Source organism: Actinacidiphila alni (genome assembly GCF_900112845.1).
Taxonomy (GTDB): domain Bacteria; phylum Actinomycetota; class Actinomycetes; order Streptomycetales; family Streptomycetaceae; genus Actinacidiphila; species Actinacidiphila alni.
Genome location: NZ_FONG01000009.1, coordinates 257,707 through 277,354 on the forward strand (window position 1 = coordinate 257,707; position 19,648 = coordinate 277,354).

Sequence of the window (19,648 nt, forward strand, 5' to 3'; positions counted from 1 at the left end):
CAGCGAAAGGCGTGGACGGGACGAGTAACGCCGCACGCAGCCATGAGCGACCCGGGGACGGTGGAAGCCCGGGGGCGTGCGCGGTGCGAAGATCACCCCGGAGCCGCCGGAAGAAAGCCCTGGAGATCCGCAGACGGCGCCCCGGGCGAGTAGAACCGGCCTCGCTGCCCCAATGAGGGGGCGGTGGGATCCCGTGAGGGGTCCTCCACCGCCAAGAAGGGTGGTACCGCGGGAGCGCCTCGCTCTCGTCCCTTCGACGGAGTACGCACCAGTGTCCGCCGGAGGAAGAAACCACCGATGAGCGACCAGCCTTCGCAAGCGGCGCCGCAGCCGCAGTACAACCAGGTGCCCGCCCAGGTCGACCTGCCCGCCCTGGAGCACGAGGTGCTCCAGCTGTGGGACGAGCGCAAGACCTTCGCCCGCTCGGTGGAGCAGACCCAGGGCCTGCCCGACTGGGTCTTCTACGAGGGCCCGCCGACCGCCAACGGCATGCCCGGCGCCCACCACATCGAGGCCCGCGTCTTCAAGGACGTCTTCCCGCGCTTCAAGACCATGCGCGGCCACCATGTGACCCGCAAGGCCGGCTGGGACTGCCACGGCCTGCCGGTGGAACTGGCGGTGGAGAAGGAGCTGGGCTTCACCACCAAGCAGGACATCGAGGAGTACGGCATCGCGGAGTTCAACGCGAAGTGCCGCGAATCGGTGACCCGGCACACCGACGCCTTCACCGAGCTGACCCGGCGGATGGGCTACTGGGTCGACCTCGACAACGCCTACCGCACGATGGACCCCGAGTACGTCGAGTCCGTGTGGTGGTCGCTCCAGCAGATCTTCGACAAGGGCCTGCTGGTGCAGGACTACCGCGTCGCGCCCTGGTGCCCCAAGGACCAGACGGGTCTGTCCGACCACGAGCTGGCGCAGGGCTACGAGACGGTCGTCGACCCGTCGGTCTTCGTCCGCTTCCCGCTGACCAGCGGCCCGCTGGCGGGCGGGGCGGCGCTGCTGGTGTGGACGACCACCCCCTGGACGCTGGTCTCCAACACCGCCGTCGCCGTCCACCCCGACGTCACGTACGTGGTGGCCACCGACGGCGATGAGCGGCTGGTCGTCGCGGAGCCGCTGCTCGGCAAGGCGCTCGGAGAGGGCTGGACCGCGACCGGGGAGAGCTTCACCGGCCGCGACATGGAGCGCTGGACGTATCAGCGCCCGTTCTCCTTCGTGGACATCCCGGACGCGCACTACGTGCTGAACGCGGAGTACGTCACCACCGAGGACGGCACCGGTCTGGTCCACCAGTCCCCCGCCTTCGGCGAGGACGACCTCAAGACCTGCCGCGCGTACGGCCTGCCCGTGGTCAATCCGGTGCGCCCCGACGGCACCTTCGAGCCGGACGTGCCGCTGGTCGGCGGCGTCTTCTTCAAGAAGGCCGACGAAGCGCTGGTCGCCGAACTCCAGGCGACGGGGAAGCTGTTCAAGCACGTGCCGTACGAGCACAGCTACCCGCACTGCTGGCGCTGCCACACCGCGCTGCTCTACTACGCGCAGCCGTCCTGGTACATCAGGACCACCGCGGTCAAGGACGCGATGCTGCGGGAGAACGAGAAGACCAACTGGTACCCGGAGTCGGTCAAGCACGGCCGCTTCGGCGACTGGCTGAACAACAACGTGGACTGGGCGCTGTCCCGCAACCGCTACTGGGGCACCCCGCTGCCCATCTGGCGCTGCGAGGACGGCCACCTCACCTGCGTCGGCTCGCTCGCGCAACTCGGTGAGCTGACCGGCCGCGACCAGTCCGGGCTCGACCCGCACCGCCCGTACATCGACGAGGTCACCTTCGGCTGCCCGGAGTGCGGGCAGACCGCCACGCGCGTGCCCGAGGTCATCGACGCCTGGTACGACTCGGGTTCGATGCCGTTCGCGCAGTGGGGCTACCCGTACCGCAACAAGGAGGTCTTCGAGCGCACCTACCCGGCGCAGTTCATCTCCGAGGCGATCGACCAGACCCGCGGCTGGTTCTACACGCTGATGGCGATCGGCACGCTCGTCTTCGACAGGTCCAGCTACGAGAACGTGGTCTGTCTCGGGCACATCCTCGCCGAGGACGGCCGCAAAATGTCCAAGCACCTGGGCAACATCCTTCAGCCGATCCCGCTCATGGACCAGCACGGCGCCGACGCGGTGCGCTGGTTCATGGCGGCCGGCGGCTCCCCGTGGGCCGCGCGCCGGGTCGGCCACGGCACGATCCAGGAAGTCGTCCGCAAGACGCTGCTCACGTACTGGAACACGGTCGCCTTCCAGGCGCTGTACGCCCGCACCTCCGGCTGGGCGCCGAGCGCGGCCGACCCGGCCGTCGCGGACCGCCCGCTGCTTGACCGCTGGCTGGTCGGAGAGCTGAACGTGCTGGTGCGGGACGTCACCGACGCGCTGGAGTCGTACGACACCCAGCGGGCCGGCAAGCTGCTGTCCGCCTTCGTGGACGACCTGTCCAACTGGTACGTGCGGCGCTCGCGGCGGCGCTTCTGGCAGGGCGACACGGCGGCGCTGCGCACCCTGCACGACGTGGTGGAGACGGTGACGCGGCTGCTGGCGCCCCTGGTGCCGTTCATCACCGAACGGGTCTGGCAGGACCTGGTGGTGCCGGTGGTGCCGGGCGCGCCCGACTCGGTGCACCTGTCGACCTGGCCGGCCGTGGACGAGCAGTGGATCGACCCGGCGCTGGCCGAACAGATGCTGCTGGTACGGCGGCTGGTGGAGCTGGGCCGCGCCACGCGCGCGGAGTCCGGCGTCAAGACCCGGCAGCCGCTGTCCCGGGCGCTGGTCGCCGCCGCCGGTTTCGAGGGGCTCACCGCCGAACTGCGGGCGCAGATCACCGAGGAGCTGAACGTCAGTTCACTGGCGTCGCTCTCCGAGGTCGGCGGATCGCTGGTGGACACCACGGCGAAGGCCAACTTCCGGGCGCTGGGCAAGCGGTTCGGCAAGGGGGTCCAGGCGGTGGCCGCCGCGGTCGCCGCGGCCGACGCCGCCGCGCTGTCCACGGAGCTGCGGGACAAGGGTGCCGCGTCCGTCGTCGTGGACGGGGAGAGCGTCGCCCTGGCTCCCGACGAGGTGATCGTCACCGAGACGCCCCGCGAGGGCTGGTCGGTGGCCTCCGACTCCGGCGCGACCGTCGCCCTGGATCTGGAGATCACCCCGGAGCTGCGGCTGGCCGGGCTCGCCCGGGACGCGATCCGGCTGATCCAGGAGGCCCGCAAGTCCTCCGGTTTCGACGTCGCCGACCGTATCGACGTCCGCTGGAGCGCCACCGACCCGGACGTCGGCACGGCCCTCACCACGCACGCCGCCCTCATCTCGGAGGAGGTCCTCGCGACCACCTTCAGCCAGGGCCCGGCCTCGGAGCCCGGCTTCGGCCCCGCCTTCACCGATGAGGCGCTGGCACTGACCTTCCACGTCCGCCGCGTCTGAGCCCCTCCGGGGCACAAAAGGGCCGGGCCCCGCGGGGAGAAAGGATTCCCCGGGGGCCCGGCCCTGAGTGGTGCTGCACCGACCGCTGGGTCAGTTGTCGTCCTCGTCGATCAGGAAGCCGCGCATCGGCGTCGGCGCCTGCTGCATCGGCTGCGGCGCCTGCGGCCGTACCGGTGCCATCGGCTGGGTCATCGCGGGCGACATCTGCTGCTGGCCGCCGTACGTCGGGCCGGGGGTGTGACCGCCCATGCCCTGACCGCCGTAGGACGGCGCGGAGCCCGCGTGTCCCATGGCACCGGCGCCGGCACCCGCGGGCGCCATCCCGTTGCTGCCCATGCCGCCACCCATGGATCCGCCCATGGTGGACGCGGCGGGCAGGGACGGCGCGGACGGGGTGGTCCGCGGCGGAGCCAGCGAGTCGTCGGCCTGGTTCTCCAGCTGACGCAGCTGCGACTCCAGGTAGGACTTCAGGCGGGTGCGGTACTCGCGCTCGAAGCCGCGCAGGTCCTCGACCTTGCGCTCCAGCGTGGCGCGGGCGGACTCCAGGGAGCCCATCGCGACGCGGTGCTTCTCCTGCGCGTCCCGCTCCAGCGCGTCGGCCTTGGCGCGGGCGTCCCGCTCCAGGCCCTCGGCGCGGCTGCGGGCCTCACCGACGATCTTGTTGGCCTCGGACCGCGCCTCGGCGATGGCCTGGTCCGCGGTCTGCTGCGCGAGCGAGAGCACGCGGGCGGCGCTGTCGCCACCGGGGCCCTGCTGCTGCATCGGGTGGTGCTGTTGCTGCTGCTGCATCGGGTGCTGGCCCATCGGCCCAGGGCCCTGCTGCTGCATCGGGTGCTGGCCCATCGGGCCGGGACCCTGCTGCTGCATGGGGTGCCCCATCTGCTGCTGCATCGGGCCGGGCCCGTGCTGCTGCTGGGCGCTGGGGCCGGGAGGCAGCTGCGGCATGCCGCCCTGCTGCTGCGGCGGGCCCATCTGCTGCTGCGGCACCGGCTGCGGACCGGATATGGCGGCGGGCACCGGCCGGTCCTGCTGCTCGGGCTTGCGCATGCCCTGCTGCTGGTTCTGGGCGGCGGCACGAGTGGCGGCGGCCAGCTTGGCGCGCAGGTCCTCGTTCTCGCGGAGCAGTCGGGTCAGCTCCGCCTCCACCTCGTCGAGGAAGGCGTCGACCTCATCCTCGTCATAGCCCTCTCGGAGGCGGACGGTCGTGAACTGCTTGTTCCGAACGTCCTCGGGGGTCAACGGCATCTCTTCACCTCAACGTGATCGTCGACATATCGGGAGCACACACCGGTCATCGCAAGCCCCCTACGACGGTAAGCAGGATGTACACGATGATCATCAATACGAAGAAGGACAGGTCGAGCGCCACGCCCCCGAGACGTAGCGGCGGAATGAACCGCCGCAGAAGCTTGAGTGGCGGATCAGTGACAGTGTAGGTGCCCTCCAGTACCACCACCATCGCCTTCCCAGGGTGCCATGAACGGGCGAACTGGAAGACGTAGTCCATCACCAATCGGAAAATAAGGACGACAAGGAAGCATGCAAGCGCGACCCACACCACCTGGAGTGCGATGTCCATCGCGCTTCTCTCTCCCCTGCTCGTCTTCGGCCGCGGCCGGGTTCCTACGGTTGCGTTTCGCTCAGCTCTGGATCAGCTCTGGTTGAAGAACCCGCCCTCGGCGATCCGGGCTTTGTCCTCCGCCGTGACATCGACGTTAGCAGGCGACAGGAGGAACACCTTCTGCGTCACTCGCTCGATGCTTCCGTGGAGACCGAAGACCAGACCGGCGGCGAAGTCGACAAGTCGCTTTGCGTCCGTGTCGTCCATCTCCGTCAAGTTCATGATCACCGGCGTCCCCTCGCGGAAGTGTTCCCCGATGGTACGGGCTTCGTTGTAGGTCCGGGGGTGCAGTGTCGTGATCCGGTACGGCTCTCGCTCTGACACGACCTTGGGCATGATCACCGGTGCGTTCTTCTCCAGGGAATGGCGTTCGGGTGTGATGGACGCCACGGGGGCGATCCGCGGTTCACGGGGCGCCGGGGCGTGCACGAGACGCGGCGGTTCGTCCTGCGGCGACTGAAGCTGGCTCTGTGGTACGTGCTGCGGTACGTGCTGAGCGATCTGCTGCTGACGGCGAGGGGCGCGCTCGGGGTCGGCACTCGTCCGCGCTGCGGGCGGAGCGGCCATCTCGGGCTCGAACTCGTCGTCGGGGTCAAATCCCGGCCCGTCGTACCCGTCGTCCTCCACGAGGCCGAGGTAGACCGCCATCTTGCGCATCGCGCCGGCCATGCTCTGCGTCCTCTCAGCGGGGTTACGGTCCTCGGCCGCCGCTCGGACGGCCGCCACACCATATTTATGCTGTGGTCCGACTTGTTTGGTGACGTTACCCGAGCCCGGGACGGACTCCGAGTACCGCCGTACCGACGCGTACATGTGTCGCTCCGGCCGCCACTGCTTCGTCGAGGTCCTGGCTCATCCCTGCCGAGACCATGTTCGCAGCCGGATGAGTCTCGCGCAGGCGGGATGAGATTTCCACCAACCGATCGAAGGCGGCTCGGGGTTGACCCGCGTACGCCCCGGCCAGCGGCGCGACGGTCATCAGGCCGTCGAGACGCAGTCCCGGTGCCGCCGCGACCGCGTCGGCGAGCGCGGCGACCGCGTCGGGTGCCACCCCGCCGCGCTCCCCCTGCGTGCCCGACTCCGCGTCCAGGGCGACCTGGACCAGGCACCCGAGCTCCTTGTCCGCGGCGGTGGCCGCGGTCGAGAGCGCGCCGACCAGCCGGAGCCGGTCGACCGAGTGCACATGATCAGAGTAACGGACCACGGAACGGGCCTTGTTGGTCTGCAACTGGCCCACGAAGTGCCAGCTCAGCGGGAGATCGGTGGAGGCGGCGGCCTTGGGCGCGGCGTCCTGGTCGCGGTTCTCCGCGACATGGCGGACGCCCAGGCCGGACAGCAGCCGGACATCGCTCGCCGGATAGGTCTTGGTGACCACGATCAGGGTCACTTCCTTGCGGTCCCGCCCGGCCGCGTCGCAGGCGGCGGCGATCCGCGCCTCGACCCGGGCCAGATTGGCGGCGAGCAGGTCGCGTCTGATCGTCAGATCATCGGACCCGGACAGTTCGGCCGGCTCGGCGGAATCCGTGGGCTCCGCGGGCTCCGTGGGGTCGGTGGACTCGGTCACGCGGCGCCGCCGTCCAGCCAGACATAGCCCGCGAGACGTCCGGTGACGCCGTCGCGGCGGTACGAGAAGTGGTCGGCGGATTCCAGGGTGCACACGTCGGGTCCGCCCGCCGAGCGGTCGGCGCTCACTCCGGCGCGCACGAGCTGCGCGCGCACCCCCGCCGCCACGTCGACCGCCGGAGTGCCCCAGCTGGTCTCGGCGTACGCCTCCGGCACCGCCCGGGCCACGTCGTCACGCATCGCGGCGGGCACTTCATAGCACTTTCCGCAGACGGCGGGTCCGAGCTGCGCGGTGATCCGGGCCGGGTCGGCGCCGTGCGCGGTCATCGCCTCGACGGCGGCGGGCACGACGCCCGCGACGAGTCCGGGGCGGCCGGCGTGCGCGGCGGCCACGACTCCGGCCACCGGGTCGGCGAGCAGCACCGGTACGCAGTCGGCGGTGAGCACCGCGAGCGTGACGTCGGTGCGGGTGCTGACGATCGCGTCGACCTCGGGAACGGGCCGGTCGCCCCACGGCCCTTCGACCACGGCGACATCGCGGCCGTGCACCTGGTTCATCCAGACCACCCGCTCGGGGTCGCGGCCGAGGCCGGCCGCGGCGCGTTCCCGGTTGGCGCGGACGGCGGCCGGGTCGTCACCGACCGCGCCGCCGAGATTGAGCCGGTCGTACGGAGCGGCGCTCACCCCGCCCCACCGGTCGGTGAAGGCGAAGTGCGCGCCGCTCGCTGCCTTGCGGTGCCCTATCACTTCAAGGAATCACTTCAAGAAGTCGGGCACGTCGAGCTCTTCGGCCGCGGTGTCCTGGTAGGGACGGGCCGGCGGCACGTGCGGCGGGGCGACCGGCGCCGGTGCCTCGGCCGCGGCGGGCTCGCCGTCCGCGTCACGGTCGCGGTCGGCCGCCGGGGCGGCCGGGACGCTGCCGAGACCGCTGAACGAGGTCGCGGGGCGGGCGGGTTCCGGCTGGCTGCCGATCCGCGGCGGGGCCGCGGGGGTCTCGTCGCGGTAGCCGCTGATGCCCTTGTCCCGGCTGCCCTTGGTGGGCGGCTGACCGCCGTCGAAGCCGGCCGCGATCACCGTGACCCGCACCTCGTCGCCGAGCGCGTCGTCGATGACCGCGCCGAAGATGATGTTGGCCTCGGGGTGCGCCGCCTCGCTGACGAGCTGCGCCGCCTCGTTGATCTCGAACAGGCCGAGGTCGGAGCCGCCGGAGATGGAGAGCAGCACACCGCGGGCGCCGTCGATGGACGCCTCCAGCAGCGGCGAGGAGATCGCCATTTCGGCGGCGGCGACCGCGCGGTCGTCGCCGCGGGCGGAGCCGATGCCCATGAGGGCCGAACCCGCCTCGGACATCACGGACTTCACGTCGGCGAAGTCGAGGTTGATCAGGCCGGGGGTGGTGATGAGGTCGGTGATGCCCTGGACGCCGGAGAGCAGGACCTGGTCGGCCGAGCGGAAGGCGTCGAGCACGCTGACCTGACGGTCGGAGATCGACAGCAGCCGGTCGTTGGGGATGACGATCAGGGTGTCGACGTTCTCCCGCAGCCCCGCGATGCCGTCCTCCGCCTGGTTGGCGCGGCGACGGCCCTCGAAGGTGAAGGGGCGGGTGACGACCCCGATGGTCAGGGCGCCGAGCGAGCGCGCGATGTTGGCGACCACGGGGGCGCCGCCGGTGCCGGTGCCGCCGCCCTCGCCCGCGGTGACGAAGACCATGTCGGCGCCCTTGAGCACCTCTTCGATCTCCTCGCGGTGGTCCTCGGCGGCCTTGCGGCCGACGTCGGGGTTGGCGCCGGCGCCGAGGCCCCGGGTCAGCTCACGGCCGACGTCGAGCTTGACGTCGGCGTCGCTCATCAGGAGGGCCTGCGCATCGGTGTTGATCGCGATGAACTCGACGCCCTTGAGACCGACCTCGATCATCCGATTGATGGCGTTGACGCCACCGCCGCCGATCCCGACGACCTTGATGACTGCGAGGTAGTTCTGCGGTGCTGCCACGTCGAAGGCCTCTCGCCTCGAGTTACGTATCGTGTGGGACGGTCGGTACGCTCGCCGGTGCCGTTCCGAACCCTAACCGTGAGGTTTAGGGTTACCAGTATGCCTGTCCCATGTGTTCCTTGGGACGAGACACTAAGTCGACAAGCGGCAGTGGTTCAACGAACACGCCGAACCTACCGTTTTTCTTTTGACCCTATGTGATCACGTCGCCGACCGCCGAACCAGGGGTCGAACAATGCCATAAGGGACCTCAACTCCCGGACGCCGCAGGGGCGGTGGGGGCGCTCACGTCGTAGTGGGAGGCGTGCGGTTCGGCTTTGAGGAGCGCGCTGAGGACTTCGGCCTTCCGTGCGCCCTGCTCGGCGCTCCCCCACATGACGCTGCGTCCGCGCGAGAGTTCGACGGTGATCCCGTCGTAGGAACGGACCCGGATCGCGGTCGCCTGGCCGTCCAGCGAATCCGGCAGATCGGCGGCGACGGCAATGGCCGCGCGCAGCAGCGTCTTTGTTCCGAAATGGCGAAGGCTCGGCGACTGGTCGGGCGTCAATTGCACGAGGGGGACGCCGTGGGGCGCGCTGTCGACGGTGGCGAATCGCACGCCGCCCGCGTCGACTTCGGTGAACTTCGCTCCGCTTTTCAGTACGGCGGAGGCCGTTCGCTCGGTGACTTTCACCCGGATCGTGTGCGGCCATGAACGCTCCACGTCCACCTGGTCGATCCGGGGCAGCGCCTTGAGCAGCCGCTTGCGGACCGCGCCGGTGTCGACGGAGATCAGCGGGCCGTCCAGCGGGACGGCCGCGGCGCTTTCGATCTGCTGCCGGGTCAGCACCTTGTTCCCGCTGACGCTCACCTTGTCGGCCCGGAACCACGACGAGCCGTACACGGCCCAGGTCCCGAACCCCACGAGGACGGCCAGTACGACGAGTACGAGGATCGCCGTCCGGCGGGTGGGAAGCGTGAGTTGCGGGCGCGGTCCGCCGGTGCCGGGCAGTGCCCCGCCCCGGTCCGCGCCGACCGGCTTCGCCTCGGTCCCGGTCACCTGGCCTCCCCCGCGTCGACAGATCCGGGGCCTCGCGCCCCGCGCGCCCTATCGTGCCAGGCACGGTGCGCCGCGCCGCGGGACACGCCCTCGGCGCGGCGCCCACCGTCAGCGGCGGCCCGCGTTGACCGCCTCGTAGACCATGCCGACCAGGAGGTCGTCCGCGTCGCGGCGGCCGAATTCGGCGGCGGCGCGGGACATGTCGTAGAGGCGGTGCGGGTCGGTGAGGACGGGCAGGACGTTGCCGAGCACCCAGTCGGGGGTCAATTCGGCGTCGTCGACCAGGAGACCGCCGCCGGCCTTGACGACCGGCTGCGCGTTGAGCCGCTGTTCACCGTTGCCGATGGGCAGCGGGACGTAGGCGGCGGGCAGTCCGACGGCGGACAGTTCCGCGACGGTCATGGCGCCGGCCCGGCACAGCATCATGTCGGCGGCGGCGTACGCGAGATCCATCCGGTCGACGTACGGCACGGGCCGGTACGGCGGCATGCCGGGCATGTTGTCGGACCGGGGCAGTTCGTTCTTGGGGCCGACCGCGTGCAGGATCTGCACGCCCGACTGCTGGAGGCGCGGCGCGACGGTGGCGACCACCTCGTTGAGCCGCCGGGCGCCCTGGGAGCCGCCGGAGACCAGCAGGGTGGGCAGGTTCTGGTCGAGGCCGAAGGCGTGCCGGGCCTCGGGGCGGGCGGCGGCCCGGTCCAGGGTGGCGATCGTGCGGCGCAGCGGGATGCCGATGTACCGGGCGTCGCGCAGCTTGCTGTCGGGCGTGGAGACAGCGACGGCGTGCGCGTACCGCGACCCGATCTTGTTGGCCAGGCCCGGCCGGGCGTTGGCCTCGTGCACCACGATCGGCACGCCGAGCCGCTTGGCGGCCAGATAGCCGGGCAGCGCCACGTAACCGCCGAAGCCGACCACGCAGTCGGCCTTGGTGCGTTCCAGGATCTGCTCGGCGGCCTTGATGGTGCCGCGCAGCCGTCCGGGGACGGTGATCAGTTCGGGGGTGGGGCGGCGCGGCAGCGGGACGGCCGGGATCAGCGCCAGTTCATAACCGCGTTCTGGCACCAGCCGGGTCTCCAGGCCCCGCTCGGTGCCGAGGGCCGTGATGCCCACGGTCGGATCCTGCCTGCGCAGGGCATCGGCGAGCGCGAGCGCAGGCTCGATGTGGCCGGCGGTCCCCCCACCGGCGAGTACGACATGCACCGAAATTCACCGCTCTCCGGACGGCCGCCTGGTGACGTACCGCCGCATCGTCCGTGTCATTGCCCCGCTGAAAGCACTGCGCCCCCGCATGGCCAGAGCCGCTCGCGCCCCGGGCTCGTTCCTCGCGAAGGAGATGAGCAGCCCGATCGCGAACATGGTCGGCAGGATGGCAGAACCTCCGTAGGAGAACAGCGGGAGCGGGACTCCGGCGATCGGCAGCAGACCGAGCACCGCACCGATGTTGATCACGGCCTGGGCCGTGATCCAGGTGGTCACGCCACCCGCTGCGAACCTGACGAAGGGGTCCTCCGTACGACCGGCCACGCGGATACCCGCGTAGCCTAGTGCCGCGAAGAGGGCGAGCACCGACAGTGTCCCCGCCAGTCCCAATTCCTCCCCGGTTACGGCGAAGATGAAGTCGGTGTGCGGCTCGGGGAGTTCACCCCATTTTTCCACACTCGCGCCGAGTCCCGAGCCGAACCAGCCGCCGGAGGCGAGCGCGTAGATCCCGTGCACGGCCTGCCAGCACTGGTCGTTGGCGCCGGGGTCGGTGGCCGCGATGCAGTGCAGCCGGCCCATCCGGTTGGAGCTGGTGGCGATGGCGAGGGCGGCCAGTACGGCGGCGGTCGACAGCACGCCGGCGAACAGCCGGGTGGGGGCGCCGGCCAGCCAGAGCATGCCGAACAGGATCGCGGTGAGGATCATCGCGGTGCCCATGTCGCCGCCGAGCATGATCAGTCCGAGCAGCAGGAAGGTCGCGGGCACCAGCGGCACCAGCAGGTGCTTCCACTGGATCAGCAGATTCCGGTCGTTCTTGCGGGCGAGCAGGTCCGCGCCCCACAGCACGAGGGCGAGCTTGCCGAATTCGCTGGGCTGGAGCTGGAAGGGGCCGCCGACGGAGATCCAGTTGGTGTTTCCGTTGACCGTCTGCCCTATCCCCGGCACCTGCACCAGGCACATCAGGAACACCGCGCCGAGCAGCAGCGGGTAGGCCAGCGCCCGGTGCAGCTTGATCGGCATCCGGGCGGCGGCGTACAGCAGCACCGAGCCGATGGCGACCGCGAGCAGCTGCTTGCGGAAGTAGTACGTGGACGGCAGGCCGTAGCGCAGCGCCTGGATCATCGACGCCGAGTACACCATCACCAGGCCGAGCACGGTGATCAGCAGGCTCGCGCCGACGATGACGTAATAGGCGGTCAGCGGGCGGTCCCAGGCCGCCCTGACCCGCTCGGGGAGCTTGGCGGCGCCGCGCAGCGCGCTGGGGGCGCGGGGGGACGTCTGGGCCGTCATGGGACCTCCATCGGGGCGGGGCCGCCGCACCGCACGCGGCTAGGGCCTGCCGGGCTCTTCGCTGTCACCGGCGCCCAGGCTCCGTACGGCGTCCGCGAACATGTCGCCGCGCTGGTTGTAGTTGGCGAACATGTCCATCGACGCGCAGGCCGGTGCCAGCAGCACGGTGTCACCGGGTTCTGCCCGGTCGCGGGCCACGGCGACCGCCGCGGCCATCGCCCCAGTGTCGGTCCGGCCCAGCTCGACCACCGGGACCTGGGGGGCGTGTCGCGCGAGCGCTTCGCGGATCAGGGCCCGGTCGGCGCCGATCAGCACGGCGGCGCGCAGCCGGTCGGCGGACTTGACGACCAGGTCGTCGAACTCGGCGCCCTTGGCGAGGCCGCCGGCGATCCACACGATCGACGGGTACGCGGCCAGCGAGGCTTCCGCCGCATGGGTGTTGGTGGCCTTGGAGTCGTCGACCCAGGTGACGCCGTCGAAGGCGGCGACCTCGGCGATCCGGTGCGCGTCCGGGCGGAAGGCGCGCAGGCCCTCGCGGACGGCGGCCGGTTCCACGCCGTAGGCGCGGGCCAGGGCGGCGGCGGCCAGGGCGTTGGCGATGTTGTGCGGGGCCGGCGGGTTGACGTCGGCGGTCTCGGCCAGTTCCTGGGCGCTGTTCCTGCGGTCCTCGACGAAGGCGCGGTCGACCAGGATGCCGTCCACGACGCCGAATTCGGACGGCCGGGGCGCCTCCAGCGTGAAGCCGATGGCCCGGCAGCCCTCTTCGACGTCGGCCTCGCGGACCAGCCGTTCGGTCTCCGGGTCCGCGGTGTTGTAGACGCAGGCGACCTGATTGCCCTGGAAGATCCGGCCCTTGTCGGCCGCGTACGCCGCCATCGAGCCGTGCCAGTCCAGGTGGTCGGGCGCGAGGTTGAGGACGGCCGCGGAGTGCGGGCGGATGCTGGGCGCCCAGTGCAGCTGGTAGCTGGACAGTTCGACGGCGAGGACGTCGTACTCGGGCTCGCCGAGCACCACGTCGAAGAGCGAGACGCCGATGTTGCCGACGGCCGCGGTGCGCAGGCCCGCCGCGGTGAGGATCGCGGCGAGCATGCGGGTGGTGGTGGTCTTGCCGTTGGTGCCGGTGACGGCCAGCCAGGGCGCCGCCTTTCTGTCCGGCCTGGACTCGCGCAGCCGCCAGGCCAGTTCGACGTCGCCCCACACCTCCACGCCCGCCTGTGCGGCGGCCGTGAACAGCGGGCTGCTCGGCTTCCAGCCGGGCGTGGTGACGACGAGGTCGGTGCCGTCGGGCAGGGTGTCGCCGTCGCCGAGGCGTACGGCGACGCCGAGCGCCTCCAGCTCGGCGGCCTCGGCCCGCTGCCGCTCCCCCGCGACACCGTTGACGACGGTGACGCGGGCGCCCAGCGCGTGCAGGGCCTTGGCGGCGGGCACGCCGGAGACGCCGAGCCCGGCGACGGTGACGTGCTTGCCCGCGAGATCAAGGGCGGGTGCGGCGCCGGCCGTCATGAGGCGGCCACCCAGCCGGCGTAGAAGATGCCGAGTCCGACGGCCATGCACATGCCCTGGATGATCCAGAATCTGACCACGACCAGGACTTCGCTCCACCCCTTGAGCTCGAAGTGGTGCTGGAGCGGCGCCATCCGGAAGACCCGCTTGCCGGTGAGCCGGAAGGAGCCGACCTGGATGATCACGGACATGGTGATCAGGACGAAGAGGCCGCCGAGGATGGCGAGCAGCATCTCGGTGCGCGAGCAGATCGCCAGACCGGCGAGCGCGCCGCCGAGCGCCAGCGAACCGGTGTCGCCCATGAAGATCTTGGCGGGCGAGGTGTTCCACCACAGGAAGCCGAAGCAGGCTCCCATCAGGGCGGCCGCGACCACCGCGAGGTCGAGTGGGTCGCGTACCTCGTAACACGCGCCGTTGGCGCTGACCGGGGCGCCGCACCACTGGCCGTACTGCCAGACGCCGATGACGGTGTAGGCGGCGAAGACCATGGTGGAGGCGCCGGTGGCCAGGCCGTCGAGGCCGTCGGTGAGATTCACGCCGTTGGACATGGCGAGGATCATGAACAGCGCCCAGACCACGAAGATCACCGGGCCGATCGACCAGCCGAAGTCGGTGGTGAACGACAGCTTGGTGGAGGCCGGGGTCTGGCCGCGGGAGTCCTTGAAGTTCAGCGCGAGCGCCGCGAAGGCGATGCCCACGATGAGCTGTCCCGACATCTTCGCCTTGGCCCGCAGGCCGAGGCTGCGCTGCTTGACGATCTTGATGTAGTCGTCGAGGAAGCCGACCAGGCCCATCCCGGCGAAGAGGAAGAGCACCAGCACGCCGGACATGGTCGGCTTGTCGCCGGTGATCAGCTTGGTCACCGCGTAGGCGATCAGCGTGGCCAGGATGAACGCGATGCCGCCCATGGTGGGCGTACCGCGCTTGCTGTGGTGGGCCTTGGGACCGTCGTCCCGGATCATCTGTCCGTAGCCCTTGCGGGCCAGCAGGCGGATCAGCAGCGGGGTGCCGACCAGCGAGAGGAAGAGTCCCAGGACGCCGGAGACAAGAATCTGCTTCACAGGGCGGCACCCTCACGGGCCGTGTTGCCGAGGCCGTCGGCCTCGGTCAGCGCCAGCGCGACGGCTTCCAGGCCGACCGACCTCGATGCCTTCACCAGTACGACGTCGCCCGGGCGCACTTCGCTGCGCAACAGGTCGATCGCCGCCTCCGCGTCGGACACGTGCACCGACTCCTCACCCCACGAACCCTCGTTATAGGCGCCCATTTGCAGCCAGGCGGCTTCGGTACCGCCCACGGCCACGAGCTTGCTGACGTTGAGCCGGACGGCCAGCCGCCCCACCGCGTCGTGCTCGGCGAGTGCTTCCCCGCCGAGTTCGGCCATCTGTCCGAGCACCGCCCACGTGCGTCCCCCTGCCGCCTTCGAGGACCGGCCCATCGCGACCAGTGCGCGCAGGGCGGCCCTCATGGATTCGGGGTTCGCGTTGTAGGCGTCGTTGACGACCGTCACGCCGTCGGGCCGCTCGGTGACCTCCATGCGCCAGCGGGAGAGCGTGCCGGCCGCGGAGAGCGCGGTGGCGATCTCGTTGACGGGCATGCCCAGTTCACGGGCGACGGTGGCCGCGGCGAGCGCGTTCGACACGTGGTGCTCACCGTACAGGCGCAAGGTCACCTCGGCGCACCCGGTGGGTGTTCGGAGGCCGAAGACGGCCTGACCCCGTTCGTTGAGCCGGACGTTCTCCGCGGTCACCTCGACCGGTACGCCGTCGACGTCGGTGGCGTGCTCGCCGAAGTACACGACGCGCGCCGTCGTACGGGAGGCCATGGCGCGTACCAGCGGGTCGTCGGCGTTGAGCACGGCGATACCGCCGTCGGCCGCGGCGGGCAGCGCCTCGACGAGTTCGCCCTTGGCCTGCGCGATCTGCTCCTTGCCGCCGAACTCGCCGATGTGCGCGGAGCCGACGTTGAGCACCAGGCCGATCCGCGGCGGGGTGAGCCCGGTGAGGTAGCGGATGTGGCCGATGCCGCGGGCGCCCATCTCCAGCACCAGGTGCCGGGTGTGCTCGTCGGCGCTGAGCGCGGTCAGCGGCAGCCCGATCTCGTTGTTGAGCGAGCCGGGGGTCCACACGGTCGGCGCGTGCCGTTGCAGGAGCTGCGCGATGAGGTCCTTGGTGCTGGTCTTGCCCGCGGACCCGGTGAGCGCCACCACGGTGGCGCCCAGCCGCTCGATGACGTACTTGGCGAGGGCGCCGAGCGCGGTCTGCACGTCGTCCACGACGATCGCGGGGACGCCGACCGGCCGGGTGCCGAGCACCGCCACGGCGCCCGCCGCGACCACGTCGGCGGCGAAGTCGTGGCCGTCGGCCCGGGCGCCGGCGAAGGCCACGAAGAGGGCGCCCGGCACCACTTCGCGGGAGTCCTTGACCACCGGACCCGTGACCGTCACGTCGGTGTCCGGTATGTCGTGCGTGCTCCCGCCGACCGCGCGTGCGACCTCGGCGAGGGTGAGGGGGATCACTGTGCTTGTCGGTCCTTCTCGATCACGGCGCGCAGCACCTCTCGGTCGTCGAAGGGGCGTACCACTCCGGCGATGTCCTGGCCCTGCTCGTGGCCCTTGCCCGCCACCACCACGATGTCGCCGGGCTCGGCCCGGGCGACGGCGGCGGCGATGGCGTCGGCCCTGTCGGGTTCGACGATGACGTGTCCGCGCTGGCCCGCGGGTACGTCGCACGCTCCGGCGAGCATCGCGGCGAGGATGGCCAGCGGGTCCTCCGACCGCGGGTTGTCCGAGGTCAGTACGGCGGTGTCGGCGAGACGTGCGAGCGCGGCGCCCATCGGGCCGCGCTTGGTGGTGTCGCGGTCGCCGCCGCAGCCGAGGACCGCGTGGATCCGGCCCTCGGTGGTCTTGCGCAGCGCGCGCAGCATCAGCTCCACGGCGTCGGTCTTGTGCGCGTAGTCGACGACCGCCAGATACGGCTGGCCGGCGTCGACGCGCTCCAGGCGGCCGGGGACGCCGGGCACGGCGGCGATGCCGTCGGCGGCGGTCTGCGGGTCCAGGCCCGCGGCGGCCAGCGCGGTGATCGCGGCGAGCGTGTTGGCGACGTTGAAGGGGCCGGGAAGGGGCGCGGTGGCGTCCACCCGTTCGCCCTTGGGGCCGAGCACGGTGAAGGTGCTGCCCTGGAGCCCGGCACGGATGTCCTCGGCCCGCCAGTCGGCGTCGAGCCGGCCCTCGGCGGAGAAGGTGACCAGCGGCACGCTCGCCTCGCCGACCAGCCGGCGGCCGTACGCGTCGTCCAGATTGACCACGCCGAGCCTGCTGCGGCGCGGGGTGAACAGCTGCGCCTTGGCCTGGAAGTAGTCCTCCATGCCGGCGTGGAATTCCATGTGCTCGGGGCTGAGGTTGTTGAAGACGGCCACATCAAAAACAGCTCCGTCGACCCGGCCGAGCACCAGCGCGTGGCTGGAGACCTCCATGACGACGGACTCGACGCCGCGTTCGCGCATCACCGCGAACAGCGCCTGGAGGTCGGTGGCCTCGGGGGTGGTGCGCTCGCTCTTGATCCGCTCGTCGCCGATCCGGGTCTCGACGGTGCCGATGAGGCCGGTGCCGCCGTCCCGGGTGGCGCGCAGGCCCCCCTCCACGAGGTAAGAGGTGGTGGTCTTGCCCGAGGTACCGGTGATCCCGATCCGCAGCATGCCCTCGCCGGGCTCGTCGTAGACGGCGGCGGCCAGCGCGCCCATCCGGGCCCGCGGGTCGTCCACGGTCAGCACGGGCAGGCCGGTGGCGGCCGCGCGGTCGGTGCCGGCCGGGTCGGTCAGTACGGCGACGGCTCCGGCGTCGGCGGCCTGGGCGGCGAAGTCCGCGCCGTGGAAGCGGGCGCCGGGCAGCGCCGCGTAGATGTCACCGGGGCGCACCGCACGCGAGTCGTGGGTGATGCCGGTGACCGGCGCGGTCGGGCCGTCCGGCAGCCGCGTACCGAGGCGGCCGGCGAATTCCGGCAGGTCGGTGAGTTCGCGCAGCGTTTTGGGGCGGATACGCGTCGGGCGCGGGGCGCCCGGCGGGGTGAGGGTGGATTGATCGGCTGTGGGCACGGCGGTGAGGTTACCGGGCGCGCCGGGGTGGGAGCCAAAATTCATGATCACCGTGCCTTGTCGGTGCCGGGCTTCGCCGTCGCCGCGGGGGGCGCGGGCGTCGCCGGGTCGAAGTCGATCGGCAGGTGGGGGGCCTTGCTGCCGGACGGCGGGACCTTCAGGGTCTTCAGGGCGAATTCCATGACCTGCTTGAAGACAGGCCCGCAGATGGAACCGCCGAAGTAGCTGCCCTTCGTCGGGTTCTGGATGACGCAGGAGACCGTGACGCGCGGGTTGTCGGCGGGCGCGAAGCCGAAGAAGGACGAGGTGTAGCCCTTGTAGCGGCCGGTCTCCGGGTCCACCCGGTTGGCCGTACCGGTCTTGCCCGCCACGCGGTAGCCGTCGATCCGGGCGTTGAGTCCTGTGCCCTGTTCGTCGCCGACGACCGACTCCAGCATCGTGGAGAGCGTCTTGGCGGTCTGGGTGCTGACCACCCGGGTCTTCTTCGGCGGGTCGGCCGGTACGTAGCGGCCGTCGGGCCCGGTGGTGCCGCGGATCAGCGTGGGCTGGACGCGGACGCCCCCGTTGGCGATCGTCGAGTAGACCGAGGTGGCCTGGAGGGCGTTGACCGACAGGCCCTGGCCGAACGGGATGGTGAACTGCTGCGAGGCGTTCCAGTCCTTGGGCTGGGCCAGGATGCCGGGCGTCTCGCCGGGGAAGCCGATGCCGGTGGGGTCGCCGATGCCGAATTTCTTCAGGTACGAGTAGAGCACCTGGTTGGCCTGCGGCTGGGTCTTGCCCAGGTGCTGGCTGGCCAGGATGGTGCCGATGTTGCTGGACTTGGCGAGCACCCCGTTGAGCGTGAGGTACCAGGTGCCGTGGTCGACGTCGTCGTGGAAGACCCGGTCGGCGCGCGGCAGGGTGCCGGGCACGGTGACCCGGGTCTCGGGGGTGGCGGTGCCGGTGTCGAGGATCGCGGCCATCGACATCAGCTTGCTGACGCTGCCGGGCTCGTACGCGTCCTGCATCGCCGCGTTGCCGAGCGCGCGGGGGTCGGCGTGGGCGAGGTCGCCGGGGTCGAAGCCGGGGGCGTCGGCCATGGCCAGCACCTCGCCGGTCCTGGAGTCCTGGACGACGACGTAGCCGCGGTCGGCCTTGGACTTCTTCACCTGGGCGCTGATCGCGCTCTGCGCGGCCCACTGGATGTCGCGGTCCAGGGTGAGTTCGACGTCGGAGCCGGGCACCGCGGGGTGTTCCTGGACGCCCGCGGTGGGCACCTGGCGGCCGTCCGACTGGGCGTAGCGGATCTTGCCGTTCTTGCCCGCGAGTTCCTTGTTGAGCATCGATTCGAGGCCGCCGCCGCCCGTGCCCTGGCTGTTGACGAAGCCGATGACGCCCGCGGCCAGGTCGCCGCCGGGGTAGACCCGCTTGGTGTGGGTCTCGCTGAAGACGCCGGCCAGCACATTGGCGCCCTGGCCCTTGGCGGCCTTGGCCGCGAAGGCGTTCTTGAGGTCCTTGATCTGGTTCCAGACCTGCGGCGACTGCTGCCGGGCGACGATCTGGTAGCGCGACTTGGGGGTGGCCAGCGCCTTGGCGATGGCCGTCGGGTCGCCGCCGACGATCGGCGCGAGCAGTTCCGCGGCCTGCTGCGGCGCGTCCTTGGTCTTCGTCTGGGCGGGCGTGAACAGATACGGGTCGGCGGTGATGTCGTACGCGTCCACGGTGGTGGCCAGGTCGACGCCGGAGCGGTCGGTGATCGTGCCGCGGTCGGCGGTGACGTCGTGGGTGACCCAGCGGTTGACGGCGGCCTTCGCCGCGTAGCTGGAGGCGTCCACGGCCTGCACCTGGAGCAGCCGGATCACGAAGGCGGCCATCACGAGGGTGAGGGCGACGCCGACCAGGCGCAG

The 19,648-nt window shown here is 71.1% G+C and carries 15 protein-coding genes; 1 reads left to right on the forward strand and 14 read right to left on the reverse strand.

What is annotated here, in order from left to right:
• Window positions 1-297: 297 nt before the first annotated feature.
• A complete protein-coding gene (ileS, locus tag BM076_RS17640) occupies window positions 298-3,462 on the forward strand; it encodes an isoleucine--tRNA ligase (protein ID WP_093714512.1) in 3,165 nt (1,054 codons plus the stop codon).
• A 90-nt stretch (window positions 3,463-3,552) separates the two neighbouring features.
• Here the strand turns inward: ileS and BM076_RS17645 are convergent, their stop codons facing one another.
• The 14 genes from BM076_RS17645 to BM076_RS17710 form a co-directional block, all read right to left on the reverse strand.
• Window positions 3,553-4,707 (reverse strand): DivIVA domain-containing protein, encoded by a 1,155-nt coding sequence (locus tag BM076_RS17645; RefSeq protein WP_093714513.1) that lies wholly within the window; start codon window positions 4,705-4,707, stop codon window positions 3,553-3,555.
• A gap of 46 nt (window positions 4,708-4,753) precedes the next feature.
• A complete protein-coding gene (locus tag BM076_RS17650; protein WP_093714514.1) occupies window positions 4,754-5,041 on the reverse strand; it encodes a YggT family protein in 288 nt (95 codons plus the stop codon).
• A gap of 72 nt (window positions 5,042-5,113) precedes the next feature.
• Window positions 5,114-5,752 (reverse strand): cell division protein SepF, encoded by a 639-nt coding sequence (gene sepF / locus BM076_RS17655; RefSeq protein ID WP_093714515.1) that lies wholly within the window; start codon window positions 5,750-5,752, stop codon window positions 5,114-5,116.
• Between the two features lie 94 nt (window positions 5,753-5,846).
• Window positions 5,847-6,566, reverse strand: coding sequence for a YggS family pyridoxal phosphate-dependent enzyme (locus BM076_RS17660; protein ID WP_093714599.1), 720 nt, complete (start codon window positions 6,564-6,566; stop codon window positions 5,847-5,849).
• Window positions 6,567-6,643: 77 nt separating this feature from the next.
• Window positions 6,644-7,393 (reverse strand): peptidoglycan editing factor PgeF, encoded by a 750-nt coding sequence (pgeF, locus tag BM076_RS17665; protein WP_093714516.1) that lies wholly within the window; start codon window positions 7,391-7,393, stop codon window positions 6,644-6,646.
• A 9-nt stretch (window positions 7,394-7,402) separates the two neighbouring features.
• Window positions 7,403-8,638, reverse strand: a complete 1,236-nt coding sequence (gene ftsZ / locus BM076_RS17670; RefSeq protein WP_093714517.1) for a cell division protein FtsZ — start codon at window positions 8,636-8,638, stop codon at window positions 7,403-7,405.
• 250 nt (window positions 8,639-8,888) lie between these two features.
• On the reverse strand, window positions 8,889-9,677 hold the full coding sequence (locus tag BM076_RS17675; RefSeq protein ID WP_093714518.1) for a cell division protein FtsQ/DivIB: 789 nt from the start codon (window positions 9,675-9,677) through the stop codon (window positions 8,889-8,891).
• Window positions 9,678-9,785: 108 nt separating this feature from the next.
• Complete coding sequence (gene murG / locus BM076_RS17680) at window positions 9,786-10,877, reverse strand: undecaprenyldiphospho-muramoylpentapeptide beta-N-acetylglucosaminyltransferase (RefSeq protein WP_093714519.1); 1,092 nt, start codon at window positions 10,875-10,877, stop codon at window positions 9,786-9,788.
• Window positions 10,878-10,883: 6 nt separating this feature from the next.
• On the reverse strand, window positions 10,884-12,167 hold the full coding sequence (gene ftsW, locus BM076_RS17685) for a putative lipid II flippase FtsW (RefSeq protein ID WP_093714520.1): 1,284 nt from the start codon (window positions 12,165-12,167) through the stop codon (window positions 10,884-10,886).
• Window positions 12,168-12,206: 39 nt separating this feature from the next.
• Entirely contained in the window at window positions 12,207-13,670 is a 1,464-nt protein-coding gene (gene murD, locus BM076_RS17690) for a UDP-N-acetylmuramoyl-L-alanine--D-glutamate ligase (protein WP_093714521.1), read from the reverse strand.
• A complete protein-coding gene (gene mraY / locus BM076_RS17695) occupies window positions 13,667-14,731 on the reverse strand; it encodes a phospho-N-acetylmuramoyl-pentapeptide-transferase (protein WP_093714522.1) in 1,065 nt (354 codons plus the stop codon). Before mraY ends, murD begins: the two co-directional genes overlap by 4 nt.
• Entirely contained in the window at window positions 14,728-16,188 is a 1,461-nt protein-coding gene (locus BM076_RS17700) for a UDP-N-acetylmuramoyl-tripeptide--D-alanyl-D-alanine ligase (RefSeq protein ID WP_093714523.1), read from the reverse strand. Before BM076_RS17700 ends, mraY begins: the two co-directional genes overlap by 4 nt.
• On the reverse strand, window positions 16,185-17,807 hold the full coding sequence (locus BM076_RS17705) for a UDP-N-acetylmuramoyl-L-alanyl-D-glutamate--2,6-diaminopimelate ligase (RefSeq protein WP_093714524.1): 1,623 nt from the start codon (window positions 17,805-17,807) through the stop codon (window positions 16,185-16,187). Before BM076_RS17705 ends, BM076_RS17700 begins: the two co-directional genes overlap by 4 nt.
• 2 nt (window positions 17,808-17,809) lie before the next feature.
• Complete coding sequence (locus BM076_RS17710; RefSeq protein WP_322935788.1) at window positions 17,810-19,615, reverse strand: peptidoglycan D,D-transpeptidase FtsI family protein; 1,806 nt, start codon at window positions 19,613-19,615, stop codon at window positions 17,810-17,812.
• Between the last annotated feature and the right edge of the window lie 33 nt (window positions 19,616-19,648).